18 protein-coding genes are annotated in these 22,382 nt (G+C 54.0%); 10 read left to right on the top strand and 8 right to left on the bottom strand.

Translation table 11 applies throughout. From position 1 onward, the window contains the following. Positions 1-94: 94 nt before the first annotated feature. The 10 genes from PXG97_RS19480 (at position 95) to PXG97_RS19435 (ending at position 10,096) form a co-directional block, all read left to right on the top strand. Positions 95-754 (top strand): metal-dependent transcriptional regulator, encoded by a 660-nt coding sequence (locus PXG97_RS19480; protein ID WP_276499509.1) that lies wholly within the window; start codon positions 95-97, stop codon positions 752-754. A gap of 18 nt (positions 755-772) precedes the next feature. Then, complete coding sequence (locus tag PXG97_RS19475) at positions 773-1,702, top strand: metal ABC transporter solute-binding protein, Zn/Mn family (RefSeq protein WP_276499508.1); 930 nt, start codon at positions 773-775, stop codon at positions 1,700-1,702. Positions 1,703-1,714: 12 nt separating this feature from the next. Next, on the top strand, positions 1,715-2,503 hold the full coding sequence (locus PXG97_RS19470) for a metal ABC transporter ATP-binding protein (RefSeq protein WP_276499507.1): 789 nt from the start codon (positions 1,715-1,717) through the stop codon (positions 2,501-2,503). Between the two features lie 179 nt (positions 2,504-2,682). After that, positions 2,683-3,966 carry a metal ABC transporter permease gene (locus PXG97_RS19465; protein ID WP_276499506.1) on the top strand — a complete coding sequence of 428 codons (1,284 nt, stop codon included), beginning with the start codon at positions 2,683-2,685 and terminating at the stop codon, positions 3,964-3,966. Positions 3,967-4,066: 100 nt separating this feature from the next. Further along, the gene (locus PXG97_RS19460) at positions 4,067-4,945 is read left to right on the top strand and encodes a metal ABC transporter permease (protein ID WP_276499505.1); all 879 of its coding nucleotides are present in this window, start codon (positions 4,067-4,069) and stop codon (positions 4,943-4,945) included. Between the two features lie 71 nt (positions 4,946-5,016). Further along, entirely contained in the window at positions 5,017-5,607 is a 591-nt protein-coding gene (locus PXG97_RS19455) for a thioredoxin family protein (protein WP_276499504.1), read from the top strand. Between the two features lie 155 nt (positions 5,608-5,762). Continuing rightward, positions 5,763-7,139, top strand: coding sequence for a tRNA uridine-5-carboxymethylaminomethyl(34) synthesis GTPase MnmE (gene mnmE / locus PXG97_RS19450; RefSeq protein WP_276499503.1), 1,377 nt, complete (start codon positions 5,763-5,765; stop codon positions 7,137-7,139). Positions 7,140-7,379: 240 nt separating this feature from the next. Then, on the top strand, positions 7,380-7,967 hold the full coding sequence (locus PXG97_RS19445; protein WP_276499502.1) for a helix-turn-helix domain-containing protein: 588 nt from the start codon (positions 7,380-7,382) through the stop codon (positions 7,965-7,967). A gap of 547 nt (positions 7,968-8,514) precedes the next feature. Beyond that, on the top strand, positions 8,515-9,672 hold the full coding sequence (locus tag PXG97_RS19440; RefSeq protein ID WP_276499501.1) for a site-specific integrase: 1,158 nt from the start codon (positions 8,515-8,517) through the stop codon (positions 9,670-9,672). An 85-nt stretch (positions 9,673-9,757) separates the two neighbouring features. Beyond that, positions 9,758-10,096, top strand: coding sequence for a helix-turn-helix domain-containing protein (locus tag PXG97_RS19435; RefSeq protein ID WP_276499500.1), 339 nt, complete (start codon positions 9,758-9,760; stop codon positions 10,094-10,096). Between the two features lie 938 nt (positions 10,097-11,034). On the opposite strand, the gene PXG97_RS19430 is transcribed toward PXG97_RS19435, so the two are convergent. The 8 genes from PXG97_RS19430 to PXG97_RS19395 form a co-directional block, all read right to left on the bottom strand. Further along, entirely contained in the window at positions 11,035-11,907 is an 873-nt protein-coding gene (locus tag PXG97_RS19430; RefSeq protein WP_276499499.1) for a prephenate dehydrogenase, read from the bottom strand. 956 nt (positions 11,908-12,863) lie between these two features. After that, positions 12,864-13,469 (bottom strand): LutC/YkgG family protein, encoded by a 606-nt coding sequence (locus tag PXG97_RS19425; protein ID WP_276499498.1) that lies wholly within the window; start codon positions 13,467-13,469, stop codon positions 12,864-12,866. Continuing rightward, the gene (locus tag PXG97_RS19420) at positions 13,462-14,853 is read right to left on the bottom strand and encodes a lactate utilization protein B (RefSeq protein ID WP_276499497.1); all 1,392 of its coding nucleotides are present in this window, start codon (positions 14,851-14,853) and stop codon (positions 13,462-13,464) included. The genes PXG97_RS19425 and PXG97_RS19420 overlap by 8 nt, the downstream gene beginning before the upstream one ends. A 9-nt stretch (positions 14,854-14,862) precedes the next feature. Beyond that, positions 14,863-15,603: a (Fe-S)-binding protein gene (locus tag PXG97_RS19415; RefSeq protein ID WP_276499496.1), complete on the bottom strand. Its 741-nt coding sequence runs from the start codon at positions 15,601-15,603 to the stop codon at positions 14,863-14,865. Continuing rightward, positions 15,600-16,988: an FGGY-family carbohydrate kinase gene (locus tag PXG97_RS19410; RefSeq protein ID WP_276499495.1), complete on the bottom strand. Its 1,389-nt coding sequence runs from the start codon at positions 16,986-16,988 to the stop codon at positions 15,600-15,602. Before PXG97_RS19410 ends, PXG97_RS19415 begins: the two co-directional genes overlap by 4 nt. Before the next feature lie 2 nt (positions 16,989-16,990). Then, positions 16,991-18,265 carry a sugar isomerase gene (locus PXG97_RS19405; protein ID WP_276499494.1) on the bottom strand — a complete coding sequence of 425 codons (1,275 nt, stop codon included), beginning with the start codon at positions 18,263-18,265 and terminating at the stop codon, positions 16,991-16,993. A 184-nt stretch (positions 18,266-18,449) separates the two neighbouring features. Beyond that, positions 18,450-20,576, bottom strand: a complete 2,127-nt coding sequence (locus PXG97_RS19400) for a bifunctional aldolase/short-chain dehydrogenase (RefSeq protein ID WP_276499493.1) — start codon at positions 20,574-20,576, stop codon at positions 18,450-18,452. A gap of 86 nt (positions 20,577-20,662) precedes the next feature. Continuing rightward, positions 20,663-22,378: a GMC oxidoreductase gene (locus PXG97_RS19395; protein ID WP_276499492.1), complete on the bottom strand. Its 1,716-nt coding sequence runs from the start codon at positions 22,376-22,378 to the stop codon at positions 20,663-20,665. Between the last annotated feature and the right edge of the window lie 4 nt (positions 22,379-22,382).

The raw sequence follows: 22,382 nt of genomic DNA, 5'->3' as shown, positions 1-22,382 counted from the left end.
GCAGGTATGAGTGCCGCTTATTTCTGTTTTTACCCAACTCGAACCACACACTCACCCACTCATTCTCTCAATCGCTCATTCACCCTTTGCTACTATGTCCCATAGCTTTACCGAAGAGAACTACATCAAGGCTATTTACAAGCTTTCGGCCAACGGCACACAAGAAGTGAACACCAATGCCATTGCGGAGGTGCTGGATACCAAAGCTGCCTCGGTGACAGACATGCTCCGGAAGCTGAACGCCAAGGATATTGTCAACTATAAGAAGTATAAAGGCGTGTCGCTTACGCCACAGGGCGAGCGGGTGGCGCTGCAGATTATCCGGAAACACCGGCTGTGGGAGACATTTCTGGTGGAGAAGCTAAAGTTTAACTGGGATGAGGTGCACGAGGTGGCAGAGGAACTGGAGCACATTTCCTCCACCCTGCTCACCAACCGCCTCGACGAGTTCCTGGGTTACCCCAAGTTCGACCCGCACGGCGACCCTATCCCATCCGAGACGGGCGAGATGAAACAGAAAAAACAAAGGCTGCTCTCGGAGATGCAGGTAAACGATGCCGGTGTGGTGGTGGGCGTAAATGACTCGCAACCGCTCTTCCTGCAGTACCTGGACAAAATGGGCATTTCCCTCGGGTCAAGTATAAAAGTGATAGACAAAATCCCCTACGACAACTCACTGGAGATTAACCTGGAGGACAGCAAGAGCCTGCTCATCTCCAGCGAAGTTTCCAAGAACATATTTATCTCGGCTTAACCGCGCTTTGCAAAAACAATGAGAACGCTCTACTTTCTGGCCCTGCTTTGCTTCACCCTTGTGGCCAGCGCCTGCACCCAAACCGACAGCAAAGGCACCATGGCCTCTGGCCAACGCATGAAAGTGCTCACCACCACCAGCATTCTTAAGGATGCCGTGGCCCATATTGTAGGGGATGCCGCCGAGGTGGAGTCCGTAATGGGAAGCGGTGTGGACCCCCACCTCTACAAAGCCACGCAGGGCGACCTGCAGAAGCTGATGGAGGCTGATGTGGTGGTATACAACGGGCTGCACCTGGAGGGCAAGATGGGCGAAGTGCTGGAGAAACTCAGCCGCCAGAAAACGGTAGTAGCCGCCACGGCAGGTATCCCGCAGGAAAAGCTGCGTAAATCGCCGCAGTTCCAGGACAGCCAGGACCCCCACGTGTGGTTTGATGTGCAGTTATGGCAGGAAGTGGTAAAACATGTGAGCCAGGAGCTGCAGCAGAAAGACCCTGCCAACGCCGAAGTGTACCAACAGAATACGCAGGCTTACCTACAGGAGCTGAGCGAGCTGCACGGATGGGTGGCACAGCAAATCCAGGCCATACCAGAGCAGCAGCGTATCCTCATCACGGCCCACGATGCCTTCGGGTATTTTGGCGATGCCTATGGTATAAAAGTGCGCGGCCTGCAAGGCATTTCCACGGTGTCGGAGTTTGGCCTGCAGGACGTGTCTTCGCTGGTGAAGTACATCGTGGAGAACAAGATCAAGGCGGTCTTTGTGGAGTCGTCCGTGTCGCCGAAGGCCATAGAGGCGGTGGTAGTGGGCAGCAGGGAGCGCGGCCATGATGTAAAGATTGGCGGCACCCTCTACTCGGATGCCTTGGGTGAGGAAGGAACACCAGAGGGCACCTACACAGGCATGGTGCGGCACAACGTGAACAGCATGGTATTGGCCTTAAAATAAACGTATTAACAGATGATACTCCAAGTAGAGAACCCGGTAGTAGAAGTGCACGACCTGACGGTAAGTTACGACCGCAAGCCCGTGCTGTGGGGCATCGACCTGACCTTGCCTGCAGGCGCGCTGGTGGGCGTGATCGGGCCGAACGGTGCAGGAAAGTCTACGCTGATAAAGGCGATGATGGACCTGCTGCCGGCCGGCAGCGGCTACGTCAGGATTTTTGACAAGCCGATAAGCGAGGTGCGCAACCGCATCAGCTACGTGCCCCAGCGAGAGTCGGTGGATTGGGATTTTCCGGCCTCGGTGTTCGACGTGGTGCTGATGGGCAGCTACGGCAAGCTGGGCCTGTTTAAGCGCCCGCGCAAAGCCGATAAAGATGCCGCCATGGACGCGCTGCAGAAAGTGGGGATGCAGGGCTATGCCACCCGCCAGATCTCCCAGCTCTCCGGGGGGCAGCAGCAGCGTGTGTTTCTGGCTCGTGCCCTGGCGCAGAATGCCGACATCTATTTCATGGACGAGCCGTTTGCCGGGGTAGACATCGCCACCGAAACGGCCATTATCGAACTCCTGCGCACCATGCGCGAGCAGGGCAAGACCGTGATCGTGGTGCACCACGACCTGCAGTCGGCCACCGAGTATTTTGACTGGGTGGTGCTGCTGAACATGCGCCTGGTGGCCTCCGGCCCTACCGAGCAGGTGCTCACGCAGCAATTGCTGGAGCAAACCTACGGCGGCAAGCTGACAGTTCTCACCAAAGTGGGCGAGCTGCTGCGCAAACAGGAATTTCCGTCAAGGGAAAGCTGAGAGAGTTAAAGAGTTTGGGAGTTGGAGGGTTTAGGAGTTACAACGCTGTAGAAATGTATTACCTGGCGCCTCACAGTTAGAAAACCAGAAGACATGATTCCTGTTCATCAGCATTTAACAATCTCATCCCATGTATCCTTCTAAATCCTCCAAACCTGATTTAACCATTTAAGAGCAGCATGAACGAGTTTTTTGAGTTCTTTTCATTTGCAGACGCCAACATTCGCTATGTTACGCTTGGCTCTGTGCTGCTGGCTACCAGTTCGGCCGTGGTAGGCTGCTTTACGCTGCTGCGCAAGCGGGCGCTGGTGGGCGATGCCGTGGCACACGCCGTGCTGCCGGGAGTTTGTCTGGCGTTTATACTTTCGGGCACCAAAAACCCGTTTATACTTCTGCTGGGGGCTTTCATCACGGGTTGGCTCTCCCTTGTCACCATAGATTTTATCACCTCACGCTCCCGTATCAAGGAAGACACGGCCATTGGCCTGGTGCTTTCCGTGTTTTTCGGCATCGGGATACTTTTACTCACGGCCATTCAGCACTCGGGTAACGCCGCGCAAAGCGGGCTGGACAAGTTTCTGTTTGGCAAGGCTGCTTCGCTGGTTGGTGAGGACCTGATTGCCTTTAGTCTTGTGGCGGTGCTGCTGCTGATTACCACACTCCTCTTCTATAAAGAACTTACCCTGCTCTGCTTCGACCAAGCCTACGCCAAGACCATTGGCTACCCGGTGCGGGCACTGGAGCTGTTACTTACCACCCTCACCGTTTTTGCGGTAGTGGTGGGTATACAGGCGGTTGGGGTGGTGCTGATGGCGGCTATGCTCATTACGCCGGCCGCAGCTGCCCGCTTCTGGACCGACAGGCTAAGCCTGATGCTGGTGCTGGCTGCTTTGATTGGGGCGTTTTCAGGCGTGTCCGGGGCCTTTGTGTCTTATACCGCACCCGCCATGCCCACCGGCCCCTGGATCGTACTGATCGTCTCAATGATCGCCATCGTATCTTTTGCCTTTGCCCCGAACAAGGGCTGGGTCTCCCGGCTGCTGCGCCAGCGCCGCAACAAAACACTTATACTTGAAGAGAACCTGCTGAAGCTGCTGTACCAGCTGGGGGAAACGAAGCAGAACTTTCAGCTGCCACACACGCTGCAGGAAATCCTGCAAAGAAGAGCCATTCCTAAAAAACAGGCGAACGTTGGCCTTGGCAAGCTCCGGAAACAAGGCTATATCGAAAAAACACCTGAAGGGTGGCAGCTCACGGCGCAGGGCCAGCGGCGGGGTGAGCGGGTAGTGAGGCTGCACCGCCTTTGGGAGCTATACCTTACGCAGTACCTGAACCTGGCCTCAGACCACGTGCACGAGGATGCCGAAACGATAGAGCACATCATCACCCCGGAACTGGAACAGCGACTAATGGAAGAGCTCGGATTTCCTGTCCTCGACCCGCACAGCACCCGGATACCGTGAGGAAAGTTTGGGAGTTAGAGATATAAAGAGTTAGAGAGTTGAACGCCGCCAAATTCGTCTGTCAACAATCTAGTTATCACCAATAAAACAATTTAGTATTGTGAACGCCTTTTGGATCATACTTACCGGATCGTTGGTAGCCACCTGCTGTAGCCTGCTGGGCTGCTACCTTATCCTGCGCCGCATGGCCATGGTCGGCGACGCGATTTCCCATGCCGTACTGCCAGGCATCGTGGTTGCCTTCCTGTTCACCGGTTCCAGGGAGACGGTGCCAATGCTGATTGGTGCCGGCCTGCTGGGTGTGTTAACCACTTTCTTGATCGAGTTCTTCCATCGCTATGCCCGTGTGCAGGCCGATGCCTCCATTGGCGTTACCTTTACCTGGCTCTTTGCCATTGGCATTATACTTATCTCCGTGTTTGCCGGCCAGGTAGACCTCGACCAGGACTGCGTGCTGTACGGCGAGATTGCCTATGTGCCATTGGATCTTTGGATCATAGACGGCGGCCTGAGCCTCGGCCCCCGCACCGTCTGGACGCTTGGGGTGGTTACCCTACTGATCATACTGTTCATTGTGCTGGGGTACAAGGAGCTTTTCCTGACCACCTTCGATCCGGCCTACGCAGCGGCGGTTGGCATCTCTACCTCCGTATGGTACTACTCCCTCATGACGGCTGTGTCTCTTACCACGGTGGCCTCTTTTGAATCGGTGGGCGCCATACTCGTGGTGGCGCTGCTGGTGGCCCCTCCGGCCACGGCTTACCTGCTCACCGACAACTTTAAAACCATGCTGCTGCTCTCGGTGGTAGCCGGTATACTTGCCTCCGTGGGCGGCTACTACCTGGCGGTTTGGATAGACGGCTCCATTGCCGGGGCTATTGCCACCGTTACAGGCATTGAGTTTATGCTGGCGTTTCTGTTCTCCCCTACCCGGGGTTTGCTGATTAAAAGAAGACAGTTGCAACCTGTGCAGCATTAAGCAGGAATTTATACTTTGCCTCTCCTGTTATGCAGTAACCTAAACCTAAACACACCCTACCACCCCAAACCATGTTAAAGAAAGCAGCTATACTTCCGGTTCTTGCCCTAGCCCTTTTCTCTGGCTGTTCCGACAGCAACACATCTGCCAGCACACAGACTTTGGCCACAGATGCAACACCAGCACAATTAACTTCTTTTGGATACACGGATAACAAAGCAGAGGGAATAAAGTGGCTAACCATAGAACAGGCTGCCGCACGCATGAAGAAGGAGCCCCGAAAGATTGTGATCGATGTATACACCGACTGGTGCGGCTGGTGCAAGAAAATGGATAAAAGCACGTTTACCGACCCTAAGGTAGTGGAGTTGGTGAATAAGCATTTCTACCCTGTAAAGCTGGACGCCGAAGGCAAAGAACCCATTACTCTAAAGGGCCAAACATTTAAGTATAAAGACGAATATAGGTCGCATGAGTTGGCGGTGGCGCTGCTGCAGGGCCAGATGAGCTACCCCACTACCGTGTATCTGGACGAGAAAATGAACATGCTGGCCCCTGTACCCGGTTACCTTGACGCCAAGACCTTTTCGAAGATACTGCGTTACTTCGGCGAGAACCATCATAAGTCGATGAACTTTCAGGAGTACGAGAAGCAGAAGTAAAGTTTAACAAGCACGCTGTGTGGACAGGACTGTAAAACCCTGATTTAATATCATCCTGCTTATCATCTCCTCCTGTAAATCTTTGGGGTAAGAGCCCTGTTTATAGGTTCAGACAATTATCCGTACTTTTGCAGCGCAAATAATTTATACCTGAATTGATCCACCACACCAATACCGATACCATTGTAGCCGTCGCTACCGCCCCAGGCGTTGGCGCCATTGCCGTGATTCGCTTGTCGGGTCCGGAGGCTATCCATATCACCAACTCCGTTTTCAAAGGGAAAGACCTAGCCAAGCAGGCCAGCCACACCATCCATTTCGGCACCATCCGGGACGAGGATAAAGTGCTGGACGAGGTGCTGGTGTCGCTGTTTGTGGCGCCTCACTCTTACACCAAAGAGAATGTGGTGGAGATCTCCTGCCACGGCTCTGATTTCATCGTGCAGCAGATCGTGAAGCTGCTTCTGAAGAAGGGTGCCCGGTTGGCTAATGCCGGAGAGTTCACCAAGCGTGCCTTCCTGAACGGGCAATTTGATCTGGCGCAGGCCGAGGCTGTAGCCGACCTCATCTCCTCTGACTCGGCCCTGTCGCATGAAGTGGCCATTAAGCAGATGCGCGGCGGCTTTTCGCAGGAGATCAGGCGCCTGCGGGCCGAGTTGGTGCACTTTGCCTCGATGATAGAACTGGAGCTGGACTTTGGAGAAGAAGACGTAGAGTTCGCCGACCGTGAGCAGCTGCGCTCGCTCATAAACAACATTCAGCACATCATCCGGGAACTGCTGAAGTCGTTTGAGCTAGGCAATGTGATTAAAAACGGGGTGCCAACCGTGATTGTGGGCAAACCCAATGCCGGCAAATCTACCCTGCTCAACAAACTGTTGAACGAGGAGAAAGCCATCGTTTCGGATGTGCCAGGCACTACCCGCGACTTCATTGAGGACGAGATCAATATTGAAGGTATCACCTTCCGCTTTATCGACACGGCTGGTTTGCGGGAGACGACGGATAAAGTGGAGGCCATCGGCGTGGAGCGTACCATGCAGAAGTTGAGCCAATCTTCGCTCATCATTTACCTGTTCGACATTACTGAAGTATCAGCAACTGAAGTACAGGCAGAGCTCGAGAGGCTGAACCCGAAGAAGCTGCCTTTGGTAGCCGTGGCCAACAAAATTGATCAGGCATCACCAGAGAAACTAGCGGCTTTTGCAAGTATAGATGGGCTGGTGCAGATCTCCGCTGCCGAGGGGGCCAATTTGGATGATTTGAAACAGGCGCTGGTAGAGAAAGTAAACCTGGGCAAACTGAATACCCAAAGCCAGACCATCGTAACAAATCTGCGCCACGTGGACAGCCTTAATAAAACATACGAGGCGCTGGACGATGTGCTTAACGGGCTTGGATTGGGCATGAGCGGCGATTTGGTAGCGGCTGATATCCGCAGAGCGCTGTACAGTTTGGGTGAAATCACAGGGGAGATCACCACAGATGATTTGCTGGACAACATCTTTACCAAGTTCTGCATCGGCAAGTAAGAACCTCCATCAACTTTATAGCAAATTGCATTAAAAGCCCCTAAAACAAATGTTTAGGGGCTTTTTTACATCTAAAACCTACCCCTGATAGAACTTTACTAATACACTATTGTTACTATATCTGTACCTAGCTTGTACCCCATCCTCTCATCGTGCCTCTAAATCTTATTTTCGGGAGAAATCTTGCAACATATAGCAACATCTAGCTACCTTTAGCAACATCAAGCTACATCAAGCAACATGAGCTCCAATATTAGAATAGAGCGGATCTGTCAGCACTGCGGAAATAATTTCATAGCCAAGACGACAGTTACACAGTACTGCAGCGATAACTGTGCGAAGCGTGCCTATAAAGCGAGGCAAAAGCAAGCGAAAATTCAGACGAGCAATGAAGAAACTAAAACTACAAGGCTAAAACCCATAGTAGAGTTGAAGGCTAAAGAGTTTCTGAATATCTCAGAAGCTTGCCAACTACTAGGGCTTAGCCGGTGGACTGTCTGGAGAGCCATCAAGGCAGGAGAATTAGTGGCAGTGAAAATTGGAAGGCGTACCATTATTAAGCGCGTCGATCTTGATCAACTCTTCGAGCAAAACCAGCCTTCGGTGGCAAAGCAACAGGAGTCATTCAAAAGCCAAACACCGATAGAAGACTGCTATACGATGACCGAAGCACAGAAGGTTTACGGTATTTCAGAGAAAGCCCTTTATGAGGTGGTTATTCGCAACAATATCCCGAAGTACAAAAAAGGGAAACATGCTTATATACCAAAGTCAGCGATCGATCGCATACTTAATCCTTCAGCAGGACCATCAGTTGAGAAAGGTTAAAGTAAGAAGCTAGCAAGTGCCCATAAACCGGTAGATGCTGTACATAGGGTTCAACCCAGCTTTACCTCATGCTGAAACCGGTAAGCTTACTTACTGGTGTTTACCTGGCTTCACTTCTATGAAAACCACAGACGCAATGAGGCAAGGAGAGTCATGAACGCAAAAACCTTTTTTCAACACATGCTTGCTGTGTATTAAAAGCATAAAAAAGTATCAGTAGTTGTGCATCAGTACTGAAAACAGGTGTAATTGTTTGATTTATTTAACACTAATTCTACGCTGTCTCCACTAGCAGTGCCAATTGATTATGAGCTTCAATATTAGCATAAAAGTAAATTTCCAGTACAGTGAGAAGGAATGCATAAACAAACTAACGTGGTAAAGCATAGGGAAGAGGCTTTTGCCAGGTACTCTCCTAAGGCCCGACTGAAAGCTGTACAAGCAGCGATCAGCTGCACGTCAGGTGAAGCACAGACAGGTGGAGGGCCTGAGGGCCGAGGGACTACTAACTATATTGTGATGATTTGAAAACAAATTTATTGCTCTGATGACGAAAGTAACACTACGCCGCAAGCCAATGTCGAAGGGACGTCACACGCTTTACCTGGACTACTACCCGCCCATTCCACATCCGGATACAGGGAAACTGACACGACGGGAGTTTCTGCGCCTGTACGTTTTTGACAAGCCGAGGAACCAACTTGACAAGCACCACAACAGGGAAACATTAACCTTAGCCGAACATATCAGGGCCAAGCGCCAATTAGATGTGCAAAGCATGAGGTATGGATTTCTATCCTCCGCCAGAAGAAACACAACACTTATAGACTACTATAAAGAGCAGGTCTCCAAGCGAAGCGGATCCAACAGCGGAAACTGGCAAAGCTCTCTATTTTACCTCGAGGAGTTCTTTCCTGAGAACCTCAGACTTTCAGAGCTCACAGTGGCTGCCTGCAACGATTACAAAAACTACCTGCTCCATGCCAAGAGCCAGCGAAAAATAAAGAAAGTGAACAACAGCCAGTGCAGCGCAAAAACAGCCAAGGTGATTTCTTCTAATACCGCCCTCTCCTACTTTAACAAGTTAAAAGCTACCTTAAGACAAGCCTACAAAGAGGATCTCTTAGCCACAGATCTAAACGCTAAGATAGCATCCATTAAACCTGTGGAGACGAAGCGCGAGTATCTGACCTTAGAAGAGCTGCAGGCGCTCTACAATACGGAATGCTCATTGCCTGTTCTGAAACGTGCCGCCATCTTCTCAGCACTGACCGGGTTGCGTTTTTCAGATATAAAGCAGCTTACCTGGGGCCAGATACAGCACAGTCAGGCAGAAGGGCACTACCTTCAGTTCCGACAGCAAAAAACAAAAGGAGTCGAAAAGCTACCCATCTCAGAACAAGCTTTCCGATTATTGGGGGAACGGGAAGATCCGACGGCAGTGGTTTTCAATGGCTTGGCATACTCTGCCTATAACAACGATATCCTGAGATCCTGGGTGAAGGCAGCCGGCATCGCTAAATACATCACCTTTCATTGCTTCCGTCATACTTATGCTACGCTGCAGCTAGCGCACGGCACCGACATTTATACGGTTTCAAAACTGCTGGGCCACCGTGAGCTGAAAACCACACAGATATATGCAAAAGTAGTAGACCGCTCAAAGCGGGAAGCAGCAGACAGGATTCAGATCGACTTATCCTGACCTGCAGCTGCATTGACTTTAGAGAGGCCCGTGCTTGCCAATAGCACCTTATGAATGAAACTACTGAAACAAAACTATAATCACCATGGAAACACTGACTTTTGAGCAACTCCCGCAAGCTATCTGCCAGCTGCATAAGAAAATAAGCCGGATTGAGCAGCTCCTATTGGAAAAACAGCCCCCTCATAATGTGGAAGAGATATTCACTGTTGAACAGGCGGCAGCATTTCTAAACCTGACCGTTACCACGTTATACAGGAAGGTCAGTAGCAGACAGGTACCATCCAACAAGAGAGGAAATCGGCTTTACTTCTACAAATCTGAATTAGAGGCCTGGATCAAAGAGGGTCGGAAAAAGACTTTGGCGGAGCTGCAGCTGGAGGCGCAGGAGTATGCCGGTAAGAACACCAGGCACAGGCGGTAAAAAAAAGGGGAATACTAAACCGGTACCCGCCTGGAGATGATCTTTCGCTGCAGTGCATCAGCAGGAAATGAGGCAAACCTTGTACCGACAGCATAGCAACAGGCCTATTGTCTGTAGAGCGTAAAGCATCACCCTTTACACCAATAACTTTTTTAAAGACTCACCTGCACAGCACTTTGACAGAAGCGCCGTGCAGGTGAATTTGCTTTAGATCTACAGCACACCTTTATTCTCAAAAGACTGAATAATAGAACTTATAAGAATACATCTCCTCAAATTGTGGACTGCACTGCAGCAGGAAAAAGTCTACAACTAAAAATTCAGACTCCGGGCAGGGAGAATATAAGCAGTTATTATAGGGTTGGCTAAGGCACTTCACCCCCGATGCACTAGGCGAGGAGCAAGAGGATGCGGAAGTACCAAAGCCTTAGAAGGCAGCCTCCTGCAGGAGGGCCTTCTAAGGCTTGAACAACACGTTGAGCCCCTTACCACCAGCCCCGAGTCTGCGTTGGAGGCATCCTTGATCGTTAACGGGATGTCCACGCCTTGCAGGGAATCTGTTGTTTCCTGCACCGAGAACGGTTATGCTTTGGTATAGGCACCTACCCAGAGGAAGTCCATTCCATGCTTCAGCGCCTCCTCCAGATGCTACTTTTTGAAAACTTCCACACCGCCCTACAGCCCCGTATTCTCTTAGGCTTATTTTAGCTACTCCAGGCTAATCGCACCCTTCAAAGTTTTTGGCTTAGTTCGGAGTTTCCAGATGCCGGTGCGAAGCACACCCACCTTGCCGATAGCAGGTGCTACCGACAGGTCTCCAGCACCTGCCTCGTTTCCCGGCTGCAAGATAATCCGATCTCCTAAGGACCCTGCAGGCCAGAAAGCCACGCCTCTACCAGGTCAATCCTCAGTCCCTGCGCCTTTGCCCCTGCCTTTACCTAAACCTTCGGCTTGCTTCTCAGCGCTATGCCATCCAGCACCTTGGCTATCTGGTTAGCCGTTGAGATCAGATCATATGTTTCTGTGGCCAGTCCCTCGTCAATGGTTTGCTTGAACAACTGGAGCTGGTCGATATAGGCACCAAGCGCCTCGGAAACATGCGCCGCGTTCTGCTTAAAGATAGGAGTCCACATATCAGGAGAGCTTTTGGCAAGCCTTACCGTGGAGGCAAAACCACTGCCTGCCATGTTGAAAACACTTTTCTCATCTTTCTCCATGTTCAGCACGGTTAATCCCAGGGCAAAGGAAGAGATATGCGAGAGGTGGGACACATAAGCAATATGCCGGTCGTGTTCCTGGGCACCCATGAAAATAGTCTCCATTCCCAATGCGGCAAACAGCGCCTTGGCCGTTTGCACGGCTTCTGCACCGCTGATTTCGGCGTTGCAAATGATGTTGACCTTCTTGTCGAAAAGCTTATGATGCGCTGCACCCGGACCTGTATGCTCGGTACCGGCAATAGGGTGACAGGCCACGAACTGCCTGCTGCGGGGGTGCTCCTGCACGACTTTGCATATGTTTTCCTTTGTGGACCCTACATCCAGCACCACCACCTTATCATGCACCTGGTCTAAGATATTGAGCAGTATACCACTGGCTGCATCTACCGGCGTGGCAATCACGATCAGGTCACAATCCTCCGCAACCCGGGCAAGGCTGCTTTCCTCTTTTATGATACCCATTTGCTTGGCAATACGAATATGCTCCGGGTTGTTGTCCACTCCCACGATGCTCGTGGCGAAGCCACTTTGTTTGAGGTCCAGTGCCATGGAGCCGCCAATCAGGCCAACTCCTACAATTCCTACTTTCATGTTTTTTGAGAATTTAATGTTAGCGTTTCGTTATGCTGCCTTGTGCCGCTTAGAGCGTTTCCTGGCCCGCGCCGGATCCTATAAATATGCCTGCCGTGGCCTGCCCCCGCTCCGTGTTACGGGACTTGTTCAGTGAATCAAGCTCCAGCATAAACTCCGACACACCTTGTCTGAAAAGTTGTTTCGGGGCGTATCATCTTGGGTAAAACCAAAGGACTCCTCCTGCCTATGCAGGGTTCTGCTGTGCACCGCAAGGTCTGGCAAAGGCGATCTGCCTTTGGCTTCGGCGGGCATGAGCCAATAATCCTTGATAGCGTTGAGCCTTGGAGCTGTTGTGATCATGTTGCTTGTTAAAGGGTATAAAAAAAGAGTCCGCCGGTATGGGGACTCCTCTTTGCTGATCAGCAATTTTTCATTGCTTACCTTTTTGCCATAGATGTCCCGCCTGCTTCCTGAGATAGAAGTAGTAGTAATAGTAAAAAGAGTAAGCGCGATTAAATTCCTTGTTCACCTTAGTATATAGAAAAAGCCCCCTGTGCGGAGGCTTTCATCATCTTTTATACATGTTCATGTACAGGCCAGCCTCCTTTTAGTTACCCGGGTAAAAAAAGTAATAGCAATAATAGGCTGTATGTACTTGTGTCTTTTTCATTTGCAAGAGCCAATATCCAAAATGTCGTTTAAAATAAAAAGCTGGTTTCTTCATTTTTTATTAAACTTCCACTATGGATGTTTGCTATACTGTCCTTGGAGAAGTACCTGAGGTAGACAGGGAGGTAGCGGTAACACACGCAGGTAGCTTCTGACGGCGTCACCGGGGATGTGCTCTCTATGTTTGGGATAATAGCTAACTTTTTATGGTGGTTCAAGTAACCCAGGTTTCCCTCGTCAGAAGATTAAAATACCAGCAGGATTAAGTTATCAAACACAGGGAATCCGGGTATTACATAATAAAGTTAACGCTGTGGCATAATATTATCTATCAGAAAAATAGTGAGGGTTCTCGCCCCATGCGCCCCTAGTACCAGCGACTGTTCAATGTCAGCGGTCTTGGAGGGGCCCGCGATGAAAGTGCCGAAGCCATATGCCTGTGCTGCGATCACCCTATATGCCTGCTGTAGAAGCGGCACAATGTGTTGCTGGGGAAGCACCAAGGCCAGATGCTGACAGATAAAGGGCAGCACGCGCCACGGCAGGTCTTCATCCGTCACCCACAGGGCACTGTTCTCTGCTACCCCCAACCGGGCGGGCAGCACAGCCAAGTCCACATCGGCCAGGGAGTGCGGGTCTGCGTCCGGATCAACGGCAGTTTCAGCTATATCCGAGAACTCCGGATAAAGGGCTATGATTCTCCCTGCGTTTCTGTGCTCCTGCAACAGGATTTGTTTTACCTCCTCCATGTGCTGCACCCGGAACACCTTGCTCCCGATGCTTACTGCCACTGCCGTAAACTTCTCTACCAGATCCGTTTCTTCTACCGCAAAAGCAGGCACCTCCGGTAAGGCTATGAGCTCCGGCTGGTTTTTGGCAACTGCTGCCAGTATCTTTTCCCGGCTATTCATTTCTTTTCCTATTTTTAAGGTACCACTCACGGAAAGACTCCCTCGGCGGCTCAGGCATCTCGCGCTGCTTATGCCAGGGGTTCAGCTTGTTGCTTACGACAAAAGGGACATGTCGCATCAACCACCTACCCGTCTTTCCTGCCAATTGAAATGTGGTGGGAGAGGCTACGGTTTGTGTCATGGCTTTCATGCCCCATCTTTTCTTTTTGTCCGCATATCCCGCCTTCACAATCACCTGCCGCCATTTATAGAGCTGGTCGTGGATATCAATCTTCACGGGACACACATTCGAGCAGGAGCCGCACAGCGTGGAGGCGAAGGGCAGGTCAGCATTCTTTTCCATGTCCAGGTTCGGTGCCAGGATGGCACCGATCGGGCCGGCCACTGCTGCATGGTAGCTGTGGCCGCCGCTTCGCCTGTATACCGGGCAGGTGTTCAGGCAGGCCCCGCAGCGGATGCACTTGAGCGCGTTGCGAAAATCCTCCCGACCCAGGTGGGTGCTACGGCCGTTGTCGACCAGCACCAGGTGCAGTTCCTGCCCTTTACGCGGCTTCCTGAAATGACTGGAGTAGGTGGTGATGGGCTGCCCGGTGGCGCTCCTGGCCAGCAGCCGGAGGAATACGCCCAGGTGCTCGCGTTTTGGTATCAGCTTTTCAATACCCATGCAGGCGATGTGCACATCGGCCAGGTGGGCGCCCATGTCGGCGTTCCCTTCGTTGGTGCAGATAACAAGCTCCCCTGTTTCAGCTACCGCAAAGTTCACGCCCGTCAGCGCGGCGCGGCGCGTGAGAAAGGCTTCTCTTAAGTTTTGCCGGGCCGCCTCGGTCAGCACCTGCGGGTCAGACAGGCCGGCAGGTGTGCCCAGATGCTCCTGGAACAGCTCCCCTATCTCCTCCTTCTTCTTGTGGATGCAGGGCAGCACAATGTGGCTCGGTGGCTCCTTTGCCAGCTGCACAATACGCTCTCCCAGGTCCGTGTCCGTCACCTCTATACCGTTAGCTGCCAGGTACTCATTCAGGTCGCACTCCTCGGTGAGCATCGACTTGCTCTTTACCATGCGCTTCACCCCATGCTTTTGGAGGATGCCGTGCACAATTTGATTGTGCTCTGCGGCATCAGCCGCCCAGTGCACGATCACCCCGTTAGCCCGGGCGTAAACCTCGAGCTGCAACAGGTATTGGTGCAGGTTCGAAAGGACGTTTCCCTTGATGCGGGATGCCGTCTCACGCAGCAACTCCCAGTCTCCAAGGGCATAGGCCGCCTTATCGCGCTTCTGCCGGATGAACCATAGTGTCTCGTCGTGCCAGTTTACCCTGGACTCATCGGCGTTGAAAGCAGCGGCAAGGGCGGCGTGGTCTTTTATCTCCTTTGTATCTCCTGTCATGTTTTCCCTTTACTTCTCTATGGCATTCAAGATTTCAGCGATATGCATAACCCGAACGCTGCTCTTCTGCCTGCGCAGGATTCCCTCAAGATGCATCAGGCAGCTCATGTCCGAGCCGGTGATCACCTCTGCTGCGTGTTGCAGGTGATCCGTGACACGGTCCTTGCCCATCTTCACCGACACGGCCTCCTCTGCCACGCAGAAGGTTCCCCCAAAGCCACAGCATTCATCCCTGCGTGTCAGCCCGGTCAGCTCCAGGCCCTCCACCATGCTCAAAAGCTGCTCAGGCTTGGAAAAGGCAGGTGCGGCAAGCTCTGACATTTGCGCCAGCCCGAGGCCCCGCTGCCCGTGGCATCCCTGGTGCAGGCCTACCCTGTGGGGGAAGCGTGCCTGGAGCGAGGTTACCTGCAACACATCGGTCAGGAACTCGACCAGCTCATAGAGCTTGCCCCGCAGCGCTTTTGCCTCGTCAGGATACCTGCTAGCGTGCAGGTGGTCTCTCAGGTGCAGCACACAGCTGCCGGAGGGGGCCACGATGTAATCAAAGCCTGTGAAGTTCTCCACGAAAAGCGCACTGCTCTCCTCTGTCAGATGCTCAAACCCGGCATTAGCCATAGGCTGGCCGCAGCAGGTCTGCCTTAAGGGGTACACCACCTCTGCCCCCAGTTTTTCAAGCAAACAAAGGGTAGCCATGGCGGCCTGAGGGTACAATTGGTCTATATAACAGGGAATAAAAAGGCCTATCTTCATATACTGGTGTCATGTGTTACGGCATAGTATTTTAATGCAATGATGTCGCGGGGCAACTGCTTCGTGTTCCAGTGCCGGTGAATGGCCAGCGCCGTACCGATGGCCGTTGCCTGCGCCATGGAAGCAGCAAACACTTCTTTCTCGGGGTAAAGAGAGGCCAGCAGGTTCATGTAAATGGCGTTCTTGCTAAAGCCGCCGTCCACAAAGATCCGCTTCACGTCAGATCCCTCCAGCACCAGTTGCGTAGAGGCTACCTGCTGCGTCACCAGGTCAAGGATAAGCTGGTGATAGGCTTCTATATCGCAGGCAAATGAGGACAGGTCCCGCTGCCCAAACAATGACACGTGCCCTTGCTGCTCACCCGCCCTGATGAGGGAGAAGGTCTCCCGCTGTAGTTTACTGATCATCTCCGGTTCAAAGGCTACTGCCTTATAGCGGGCGGCATTCTGGTTGAAATGCGCTGCGATGCGCTTTACCTGCTGCTCGTGCTCGTGGCCCCCAAAGAACCTGGATGCCTTCACAGGCTTGCCCTTGTACTGCAGGTAGCAGAGGCAGTCTTTTTGCAGCTCTCCTGTCGTCAGGGAAGTGGCATTGAAAGGGTTTAAACTGATACACCAGGTTCCGGTAGAGATGAGCACGAAAGGCTCCTGAAAATTCACCAGGTATGGAATCAGGGCGGCCGAGCTGTCGTGCAGGCCAACCCCTACCGCATAACTATTGCCCGGGAAGGCCGCCGGCACTACGCTGTCAGGCGAAGCCAGCGGCGCTAGCTTTTCCAGGATGCCCTCTTTGCTTACCCACTCGTGGTAGCCGCCCTTCTGGAAGTCCCACAGGTTGGTGTGGCAGCCAATGCTCGTGATATCCGAATAGGCTCTCCCTGAAATAAGGTAACTCAGGTACTGCGGCAGGTGCAGGGCGTATTTTATCTTTTGGAAAAGTTCCGGCTTCTCATATTTCAGGCGATAGAGCTGCATGCCCGAGTTCAGGCTTCCCAGCACAGGAGAGGCTGTCTGCTTCGATAATTGCTCCTCTCCCCCATAGGTGTCATAAAACTGTCTCTTGAGCTGCTCGGGGTAAGGTTTCAGGTAATTATACAATGGGCAGAGCGGGGCACCCTCCTCCCCCACATACACAAAGCTTGCCCCGTAGGTTGAAAAGTTCACGGCCTTCACCGCGAACTCCTGCCTGCTGAACACATCCCTGATGGAGTCGAACACGGCCAGCCGCAGGCTTTCCAGGTTCTCGCAGGCGTCCCCGTCCTCATCCACTGTCTCCAGGAACCGTGCGGACTTCTCGTGCACGATCTGGTAGTGCTCATCGAAGAGAAACAGCTTCTTATTGGTTTTGCCCACATCGAAAACAGCAATTACCGGTATCTGTTGCATAGCTATAAACCAGAGGCTACCGTTTTAAGCCCCCGTTCCTGCACGAGCTGTTCCCTGACCCGTAACTGACGATACAGGCCCAAGGGGTGCAGGGCGCCTCCTGCGCGCAGGCGCGCCTCCGCCACCAGCGGACGCACATCGGTCCGGAAGGCCTCCTGCAGGATCTCCTGGCAGCGCACCACATCGTTTTCCTGCTGCGCCTCCGCCAGGCCCTTCCGGTCCACAAGCAGGGCCTGTGCGTAGGCCAGCATAATGGCCTCCACGGACTGCAGCAAGTCTTCTAAAGGGTCTTTCACATTGTGTGCGGCATCTATCATCCAGCCAAGGCTGGTGGCATGCGCCATGCCACGGGCATCCATGCCTTCAACCAGTTCATTAAAGATAAGGAACAGCTGATACGGCTTGATGCTGCCGGTGGTCAGGTCATCGTCGGCATATTTGGAATCGTTAAAATGAAAGCCGCCCAGCTTGCCCTCCATCAGCAGCAGCGCCACTATCTGTTCGATATTGGCATTGGGCAGATGATGGCCCAGGTCCACCAAGGTGTAGGCCTTCGGTCCCAGTTTGCTAGCCAACAGGTAGGATTGGCCCCAATCGCCGATGGTGGTGGAGTAGAAATTCGGCTCAAAAGCCTTGTACTCCACATACATCTTCCAGTTCTCGGGCAAGGCCGCATACACTTCCTCCAGGCTCTCCAGGGTGTTTTGGAAAGCTTTCCGGAAATTCAGTTGCCCCGGAAAGCAGGAGCCGTCCGCTAGCCACACGGTAAGGGAGTTGGAGCCAAGGGCCATGCCGTGCTTGATCACCTCTATGTTATGCTCCACTGCCTGCCGCCGCACAGCCTTGTCTACATGCTGCATGGAGCCAAACTTGTAGCTATATGCTTGCCCTGCCTGATCCTGGAATGTATTGGAGTTCATGGCATCGAAGGTTAGCCCATGCGCTGCCGCCAATGCTTTGATGGCTTTATAATCCTGTGGGATGTCCCAGGGAATGTGCAGGGAGATGGCGCCGCTGGAGCGGTTCAGGGCATGCAGCAGGCCGATATCCTCGATCTTCTCCTCCAGGCTGCGCGGCTCTCCCCCCCCAGAAAACCTGCCGAAGCGCGTCCCGCCTGTCCCCAGGGCCCAGCTCGGTATGGCAATCTGGAAGTCGGTTAGCTTTTGCAGCACCGTGTCCAGGTGCGGCACGGAGGAGGCAGCAAAGGAAAATGCCCGCTCATGGGCGGTAGCGTGGTGATGGTTGTACTCCTCTAATTGATACTTCTCGATCTGCATGGTTAATCGGGTTAAGCTTGGTAAAACACATTTTTCAGGGGATGGCCAGGGGCATAGTCTTCGCGTACCTTCAAGGGGTGCTGCCGCTGTTTCTACTGCCCTTCTAAGCCTTCCATGGGCATGATGTCCGGCGGCGGCGCCATGGCACTCGGTTATGCTCGTTGTAGGGCCGTGGCCTTCCTGGCTATCGCACAAAGGCCGCAGTCACACCGCCGTCCACATTAAGCACATTGCCTGTGGATTTGCTGAGCAATCCGCCCACAAAGGCAAAACAGGCGTTGGCAATGTCTTCGGGGAGTATGACCTGCCCGAGCAGGGTGCGCCTGGCGTAGAAAGCAGGTAGCTCCGCTACCGTGATGCCATAGGCTTTGGCGCGGCCCTCGGCCCAGCCACCAGCCCAGATGTTGCTGTCGCTGATCACCGCATCCGGGTTCACCACGTTCACGCGTATGCCATCGCCTCCCAACTCGGCAGCATTCAGCCTGCTCAGGTGCAGCTGTGCAGCCTTGGCAGAGCCATAGCCCGCGTTGTTCGGGCCAGACACCAGCGCGTTCTTGCTCACAATGTTGAGCACGTCTCCCCCGATCGCTTGCCTGCGCATGACGTCCACGGCGGCCTGCGTCACCAGGAACTGGCCCTTTACCAACACATCGTACAGCAGGTCCCAATCTTTCGCGGTGTGATCTTCCATAGATTTCGATATAGAGAGGCCCGCGTTGTTCACGATGATATCGACCCCTCCGAACGCCAGTGCAGCTGTCTGGAAGGTCTCCTGTATTTGCGCTTCCCTGGTTACGTCCAGCACCGCCGTAGTATAGGCATCCTTGCCATAGGCTGACCTGAACTCCTCCCCTGTCCCTTGCAGGCGCGCCTCGTTCATGTCGTTGAGTATGACCACGGCCCCCTCCTCCACAAACTTCCTGGCAATCGCTTTCCCGATGCCTCCGGCACTGCCTGTTACCAAGGCTATTTTCCCGGAAAGTGGCTTTGGCCTGGGCATGCGCTGTAGCTTGGCCTCCTCCAGCAGCCAGTACTCGATATCAAAGGCTTCCTGCCGCGGCAGTGAGGTATAGGCCGATATAGCCTCTGCCCCTCGCATCACGTTGATAGCGTTGCTATAGAACTCAGAGGCGACACGGGCCGTCTGCTTGTCTTTGGCAAAGGCAAACAGGCCTACTCCCGGGTAAAGTATAATCACCGGGTTTCGATCCCGTATGGCCGGGCTGTCCGGGTGCCTGTGGTTCTGGTAATAGGCAGCGTACATTTGCCGGTATGCTGCAAAGGCAGGGGCCAGCTTCTCCTTCAAGGCTTTCAGGTCCGAGAGGTCCTCGTCTGGTTGCAGGTCCAGCACCAGGGGGCTGATCTTTGTGCGGAGGAAATGGTCCGGGCAGCTAGTGCCCATCGGGGCCAGCCTGTCCAGGTCTTGTGAATTGATAAACTCCAGCACGCGGGCATCATCACTGAAATGACCGATCATAGGACGCTCACTGGAGCAGAAGCCGCGCAGCACAGGGGCAAGCGCCGCTGCCTGTTCTCTTCTGGCCTTCTCCTCCAGGCTTTGTATCCTGACACCGCCAAAGACAGGGCCTTTCCTCCCGACATGCTGCTCCAGGTATCCGGCGCACCTTTCAATCACCTCCAGTGTGTTCACATAACTTTCATAGGCCGTGTCTCCCCAGGTAAACAGGCCATGCGAGCCCAGCATGATACCCCGTATGCCCGGGTTCTCGTCCAGGCACTGGCGCAGCTTTAAGCCAAGGTCAAAGCCCGGGCGCTGCCAGTCTACCCACCCGATGGTTCCCTCAAAGAGCTCCTCTGTAATGCTTTTGCCGTCCTTGGATGCGGCAATGGCGATGGCCGCGTCAGGGTGCAGGTGGTCAATATGCCTGAAGGGAAGAAAACCATGCAAAGGCGTATCAATAGAGGGCGCCTTTGAATCAAGGTCGAAGAGACAGTGGTGAAAGAGCGCCACCATCTCGTCTTCGTGCCCTCTGCCGCGGTACACGTTCTTCAGGCTTCTGAGGCGGTCTACATGCAGTGCTGCAAGGCCACTGCGCTTAAGGGTACCCAGGTCTCCGCCGGAGCCCTTCACCCACATCACCTCGGTCTCCTCTCCGGTTAAAGGGTCTTTGGCCATGGCTTTGCAGGAGGTATTGCCCCCGCCGTAGTTCGTCAGCCGCAGGTCTGCCCCCAGGAGGTTTGATCGGTAGATCAACAGCGCTACTTCGTCCCCGGCCAGTTTGGCCGCATCTTCCTCATCCCACAGGTAGCTTACATGCTTAAAAGTGGGGTTTGCAGTTAATTCAGGCATATGCTTTTTAATGTATGGATTGACTTAGTTAACTGGCTGTCACTGACGCACAAGCTTTATGGCGGCAGAAGCCTTTTATCATTTTTTTACAGGTTCCCCTTCTTCATCTCGCTCACGGCGTGGTCCACGGCGCGGGCCGTCAGGGCCATGTAGGTGAGCGAGGGGTTCTGGGTAGAGGTCGAGGTCATGCAGGCCCCGTCGGTGACGAACACGTTCCGGCAGTGGTGCAGCTGGTTATACTTGTTCAGCAGCGAGGTCTCCGGGTCGTGGCCCATCCTCACGCCGCCCATCTCGTGGATGTCCAGCCCCGGCGCCTGCTTTGAGTCCGAGGTCCTGATGTTGGTGAAGCCCGCCTTGGTGAACATCTCCTCCATCTGCTCGAGGTAGTCCTTCACCATCTTCTCGTCGTTGTCGTCGTAGCCGACGGAGATGTTGAGTAGCGGCATGCCCCAGGCGTCCTTCTGCTCCTTGCTCAGGCTCACGTAGTTCTCCTCCTTCGGGATCGTCTCCCCCATCATGTGGGAGCCCACCTTCCAGTTGCTTAGCTGCGGGCTGAGCAGCTGCCGCTTCAGGACCTCCCCGAAGCCGGAGCGGTCCTCGAACTCATACCTGCGGGCGCTGAAGCCGGCGGCGTAGCCCCTGAGGAAATCGGTCTCCTGGCGGTGCAGGTTCCTGAAGCGCGGGATGTAGCCTCCGCCCGCCGGGTTGCGCCCGTCGGTGCTGTACTGCAGCAGTCCGTCGTACTCGGCCGACACCCTGGCCCTGTAGTTGTGGAAGGCCACGTACTTGCCCAGCAGTCCGCTGTCGTTGCCCAGCCCGTTGGGGAAGCGCGAGGAGGTGGAGTTCAAAAGGATGTGGTTGGTGTGCAGCGCCGAGGCGTTCACGAAGATGATGCGGGCATAGTACTCGGTCACCTCTTTGGTGTTGGCATCCACCACGCGCACGCCGGTGGCCTTGCCGGCCTTTTCGTCATAGATTACCGACTCCACCACCGAGAAGGGCCTAAGCGTGAGGTTGCCCGTGCGCTCGGCCCAGGGCAAGGTGGAGGAGTTACTGCTAAAGTAGCCACCGAAGGGGCAGCCGCGCTGGCAGAGGGTGCGGTTCTGGCACTGCGCCCGCCCCTGGTCCAGGTGGATCTGGTTGGGCTTGGACAGGTGCGCGCAGCGGGCGCTAATGACATGGCGGTTGCCGTACTTGTCCTTGAGCTGCTGCTTGAAGTAGTCCTCCACGCTGTTGAGCGGGTAAGGGGGCAGGAATTCGCCATCCGGCAGCTCGGCCAGCCCATCGCTGTTGCCGGAGATGCCGGCGAACCTCTCCACGTGGCTGTACCAGGGCGCCAGGTCCTTGTAGCGGATGGGCCAGTCCACGGCGAAGCCGTCCCTAGCCGGTCCCTCGAAGTCCAGGTCGCTCCAGCGCTGGGTCTGCCGCGCCCACAAGAGCGACTTGCCGCCCACCTGGTAGCCGCGGATCCAGTCGAAGGGCTTCTCCTGCACGTAGGGGTGCTCGGAGTCCCGGACGAAGAAGTGCATGGCGTCCTCGCGGAAAGCGTAGCAGCGGCTGATCACCGGCTCCTTCTCCCGGATCTCCAGGGGCACCTCGCCCCGGTGCTCGAACTCGTAGGGCATCTTATTGGTGGTGGGGTAGTCGCGGTTGTGCTTCACGTCGCGGCCCCGCTCCAGCACCAAGGTCTTCAGGCCTTTTTCGGTCAGTTCCTTGGCCGCCCAGCCGCCGCTTATCCCCGAGCCAATCACAATGGCGTCGTAGGTGCGCTGCTTCGCGCTTTCTGTGTTTAAGTTTGCCATGTCG

The sequence above is a fragment of the Pontibacter litorisediminis genome (genome assembly GCF_029360645.1).
In the GTDB taxonomy this organism is placed as follows: Bacteria; Bacteroidota; Bacteroidia; order Cytophagales; family Hymenobacteraceae; genus Pontibacter; species Pontibacter litorisediminis.
The sequence above is the reverse complement of the archived record's forward strand: the minus strand, read 5'-3'. Positions and strand labels throughout refer to the sequence as shown.

Bases quoted from the DNA above. Each gene is read 5' to 3' on its own strand.
- PXG97_RS19420 (WP_276499497.1), bottom strand. From the start codon at position 14,853: ATGACAGGAGATACAAAGGAGATAAAAGACCACGCCGCCCTTGCCGCT.
- PXG97_RS19400 (WP_276499493.1), bottom strand. From the start codon at position 20,576: ATGCCTGAATTAACTGCAAACCCCACTTTTAAGCATGTAAGCTACCTG.
- PXG97_RS19435 (WP_276499500.1), top strand. From the start codon at position 9,758: ATGGAAACACTGACTTTTGAGCAACTCCCGCAAGCTATCTGCCAGCTG.
- PXG97_RS19430 (WP_276499499.1), bottom strand. From the start codon at position 11,907: ATGAAAGTAGGAATTGTAGGAGTTGGCCTGATTGGCGGCTCCATGGCA.
- PXG97_RS19445 (WP_276499502.1), top strand. From the start codon at position 7,380: ATGAGCTCCAATATTAGAATAGAGCGGATCTGTCAGCACTGCGGAAAT.
- PXG97_RS19425 (WP_276499498.1), bottom strand. From the start codon at position 13,469: ATGAATAGCCGGGAAAAGATACTGGCAGCAGTTGCCAAAAACCAGCCG.
- PXG97_RS19415 (WP_276499496.1), bottom strand. From the start codon at position 15,603: ATGAAGATAGGCCTTTTTATTCCCTGTTATATAGACCAATTGTACCCT.
- PXG97_RS19480 (WP_276499509.1), top strand. From the start codon at position 95: ATGTCCCATAGCTTTACCGAAGAGAACTACATCAAGGCTATTTACAAG.
- PXG97_RS19455 (WP_276499504.1), top strand. From the start codon at position 5,017: ATGTTAAAGAAAGCAGCTATACTTCCGGTTCTTGCCCTAGCCCTTTTC.
- PXG97_RS19465 (WP_276499506.1), top strand. From the start codon at position 2,683: ATGAACGAGTTTTTTGAGTTCTTTTCATTTGCAGACGCCAACATTCGC.
- PXG97_RS19470 (WP_276499507.1), top strand. From the start codon at position 1,715: ATGATACTCCAAGTAGAGAACCCGGTAGTAGAAGTGCACGACCTGACG.
- PXG97_RS19410 (WP_276499495.1), bottom strand. From the start codon at position 16,988: ATGCAACAGATACCGGTAATTGCTGTTTTCGATGTGGGCAAAACCAAT.
- PXG97_RS19395 (WP_276499492.1), bottom strand. From the start codon at position 22,378: ATGGCAAACTTAAACACAGAAAGCGCGAAGCAGCGCACCTACGACGCC.
- PXG97_RS19405 (WP_276499494.1), bottom strand. From the start codon at position 18,265: ATGCAGATCGAGAAGTATCAATTAGAGGAGTACAACCATCACCACGCT.
- PXG97_RS19475 (WP_276499508.1), top strand. From the start codon at position 773: ATGAGAACGCTCTACTTTCTGGCCCTGCTTTGCTTCACCCTTGTGGCC.
- PXG97_RS19440 (WP_276499501.1), top strand. From the start codon at position 8,515: ATGACGAAAGTAACACTACGCCGCAAGCCAATGTCGAAGGGACGTCAC.